This is a genomic window from Acinetobacter sp. GN11, from assembly GCF_054823985.1.
This window is the reverse complement of record NZ_JRVL01000272.1, coordinates 1-3,472: the sequence shown is the minus strand read 5'-3', so window position 1 is coordinate 3,472 and position 3,472 is coordinate 1. Positions and strand designations below refer to the sequence as shown.

4 protein-coding genes are annotated in these 3,472 nt (G+C 31.6%); 3 read left to right on the top strand and 1 reads right to left on the bottom strand.

The window, feature by feature from the left end:
• Window positions 1–206: 206 nt before the first annotated feature.
• Window positions 207–908 (bottom strand): hypothetical protein, encoded by a 702-nt coding sequence (locus NL42_RS17920; RefSeq protein WP_461313784.1) that lies wholly within the window; start codon window positions 906–908, stop codon window positions 207–209.
• A gap of 93 nt (window positions 909–1,001) precedes the next feature.
• Between NL42_RS17920 and NL42_RS17915 the strand changes: the two genes are divergently transcribed.
• The 3 genes from NL42_RS17915 to NL42_RS17905 are packed head-to-tail and all read left to right on the top strand — an operon-like array spanning window position 1,002 to window position 3,298.
• Window positions 1,002–1,688, top strand: a complete 687-nt coding sequence (locus tag NL42_RS17915; protein WP_461313783.1) for a type IV secretion protein Rhs — start codon at window positions 1,002–1,004, stop codon at window positions 1,686–1,688.
• A 33-nt stretch (window positions 1,689–1,721) separates the two neighbouring features.
• On the top strand, window positions 1,722–2,501 hold the full coding sequence (locus NL42_RS17910; protein ID WP_461313782.1) for a hypothetical protein: 780 nt from the start codon (window positions 1,722–1,724) through the stop codon (window positions 2,499–2,501).
• Between the two features lie 17 nt (window positions 2,502–2,518).
• Complete coding sequence (locus NL42_RS17905; protein ID WP_461313781.1) at window positions 2,519–3,298, top strand: tetratricopeptide repeat protein; 780 nt, start codon at window positions 2,519–2,521, stop codon at window positions 3,296–3,298.
• Window positions 3,299–3,472: the final 174 nt, after the last annotated feature.

Below are 3,472 nucleotides of genomic sequence, written 5' to 3'. Positions count from 1 at the left end.
AGACTCTGAATTTTGTACAGTGCCCTACTTCGAGTTTGTAGAGATTATTCCTGCAATTGAAGATGGGTATGTGGAGTATGAAGAAAGTTTCTCGCAAAAACACGTATAACTTTTTATCAAACCAGTGATGCACAAGCCAGTAATTTTATGGCTATGCCTAAGGTAATAGCCATCGTAAAATCTAGCTTTATTTCGATTTTTTATATCTATTTAATATAGCTATTTTTTTTAAAAACTTGTTGAAAACTTAAAGGAATATTTTGTGTATTAGGAATATGCCCAAAGAAATGCTCATCTTTTGTTTGAAAAAAGATATCAAAGCTTTGACTCATAAATGGATCGACTTCACTTTGTTTTTGATAAATTGGTGTAAGCCTATTGATATAATAATTGATCCAATCAACTTGTGTTGAAAATAGAGAATAATCTCTGAGATCAGAATAGAGCCTCTTCAAATTATCTGCAATCAAGTCTACATTTGGGTGAAACAACCAAATAATAATCTCCATGGGAGAAACTTTTTTCAGTGTATGCTGAGATGTTTTATCAAATCTTTCAATTTTATATAATTGCGCGCCAGATTGACTATAACTAGAACAAAGTAGTTTTCCATTATGAACTTGATCAAGGTCTTGACCTAATTCTAAGGTACGTATTCTCTTAGAAATATCTAGACATTCAGGTAAAGTTATTAATTCAGATTTTGCTATATTTTTAAATATATCAACTGATTGCTGAACCACTCTTGATTCGCCAGTACCAGTAATAATACCTTGCTCCCAAGCATATAACTTCGAGTAATGTGTAGTAGAAAGCTCCACATCTAAGGTTTCATTTACAGTTACTCTTTTATTGTCAACTGCAACAATAATGCTATCGTTTAATTGAATAGCTAAGATGAAAGTCATATTTTACGTAAAATAACGAGACATTTGATATACATTTATTTTAGGCTATATCAGTGCAAAATTCTGAATATTTTTATAAAATTGAGGTTATTAATGGCTGGTGGTTCTCAAATCATTATTAATAAAGATGGTATTACCCTGATTACATCAGGAAAATTTGAGCCGAAAGCTGGACAACACCTTTTTAAAAGTGGTGAAAAGGCTAATTTTTCTTTGCCAGAAATCCCTAATGTTCAATCTCCTTTTAGTAATAAATTAGATGTTTATAATCTATTTAAGGAAACATCTAATATTAAATATTCTGTTTTACACTCAAATGGACAAGTAAAAACTGGCTTCCTTGACCAGTATGGTAGGACTGGACGTATCAGATCACAGGAACAGGAAAAAGTTAAAGTTCTGATTGGTGGCGATGAATGGCACTATTATATTAGCCGTTTCGGTGGAACTATTGAGGATAATACTTATATTAAATTCCTAGATTTTGTAGGAGATCCTATACCAAATTTAGAATTTAACTTAAGCGATGATAATAATAAAACTCTTATGGAATGTAGAACAAATAATGATGGTGAAGCAGTATTTGTATGTCCTAAAGATGACTTTCCAATCCTATCCGTTAAAAGTTTAATTACTAATGAATTTAAGCCAATACTAAGAATAGAAAATAACTTAGTAAGAGAGATAATTTTAGTAAGCCCTAAAATTTTGAAAGAAATTGATTTATTACAAGAAACAGATGAGAAAGGCGATTATTTAAGAAGTAACTATCATAAATAATTGAATATTCAAAAAGTATTGTGAGTGATAAAGATGGCAAATGAACAGAAAGATTTACAACAGAAAGTAAATCAAAATGGAAGACCTGTTTCAGTTTTCACTAAAGAACATCTTGAAACTGCGGGTAATGTAGCTGCAAAAACTTCAGATGTATTAGGTTATTTAAAAGATGGAACATCAGTTATAGACAATTACAATTTTAGATGGGGTCTTGTTCATTCAAAAAATACGCCTTTGTTTAGTAAAGAAAGGTTGGAAAAAGCTAAGGAATTCCGATTTTATAAAGAAAATCCCCAGACAGGACGAATTTTCAAAGGTAATCAGCATACAAAAGTATTTGATACTAAAAAATTCGGTAGCAAGGTTGATAAATTAGGATCAAAAGCAGGAAATTTTGCAGATGGAGTAGAGTTAACATTAGCTATAGTTGACAGAAACCCAGAAGCACTTGCAACAAAATCTTCTACATTAGTTTTATCTAAAGCTGGAGAAAAAACAGGTGAAGTAGCTGGGCTTGCTGCTGTAGGGAAATGTACTAAAGTAGCAATAAAACGGCTTGATCCTAGAAAAGCTACAGTTGTTGGTCTCACCTGTGCTGGTGCAGCAATAGGTGTGAAATACTGGTTAAAAGGCAAAGGAGAAGAGTTAGGAAATACGGTTGGAAAAACAAATACTGCCATCCAGACAGCTCAAGGCGTTCTTGATGCAATAGATATGGTAGATGAACTTGAAACAAAAGCAGCTGAGAAAGAAAAGCAAGAGGCGATCAAAAGAGATCCAATGCTAGAATGGCATATAGTTGGAGCAGATTAATTTAAAAGAGATATATTATGAATTTAAAATATTTAATGATTTCTAGCCTCATAAGTATATTTTTATTAGGTAGTGCAGGCTGCTCAGAACCTATTCCCCCACAAAATAAGACTCAAAGTGAAGCAAGCCAATTATATGAACAAGGCGGTAAATATTTCTTAGGTAAAGATGCTCCTAAAGATTATCAAAAAGCTTTTTCTTATTTCCAAATGGCAGCTGAAAAAGGCTTACCTATTGCACAAAATGATTTAGCAGGAATGTATTCCAAAGGAATAGGTACCCCGAAAAATGAAGAAAAAGCTTACTATTGGTATGAGAAAGCTGCTAAAAACAATTTCCCGGAAGCTCAATATAATTTGGGTTTGATGTACGATAATGGCTATTATGTAAATAAAGATCGATCAAAAGCTTTAGAATTTTATAAATTATCTTCTGATCAAGGATATGCTAAGGCTCAATATAATTTAGCAAATGCTTATTTTTCAGGGAATGGAATAAATAAAGATATTAATTTAGCTCTAGAATTATATAAGAAAGCTGCGGATCAAAATCTTTCTGAAGCTCAATATAATTTAGCAAATATTTATTCTGATGGTACTCTTGTTAAACAAGATAATGAAAAAGCTCTAGAGTTATATACAAAGGTAGCAGAAAAAGGCGTACCTGAGGCTCAAAATAACCTCGCCTATATGTATGCTAATGTTTACTCAGATTATGAAAAAGCAAAATTTTGGTTCCAAAAATCTGCCGACAATGGATATGAGCCAGCAAAAGAAGCTTTAGAACAGTTCCAATAGTTCTAAGTAATTTACTTCTTAGAAGTCACCATCAAATATACAATTAATCCAATTAAGACCAAAAATATTAACTGAATTTCTAAAAAAAGGTTTATCATCCATGAGTTTCTAAATGATAAACCTTTTTTTGTTATTAATATTTTCGATTTTTTTGTGTCTAGTGAAATAAAAACT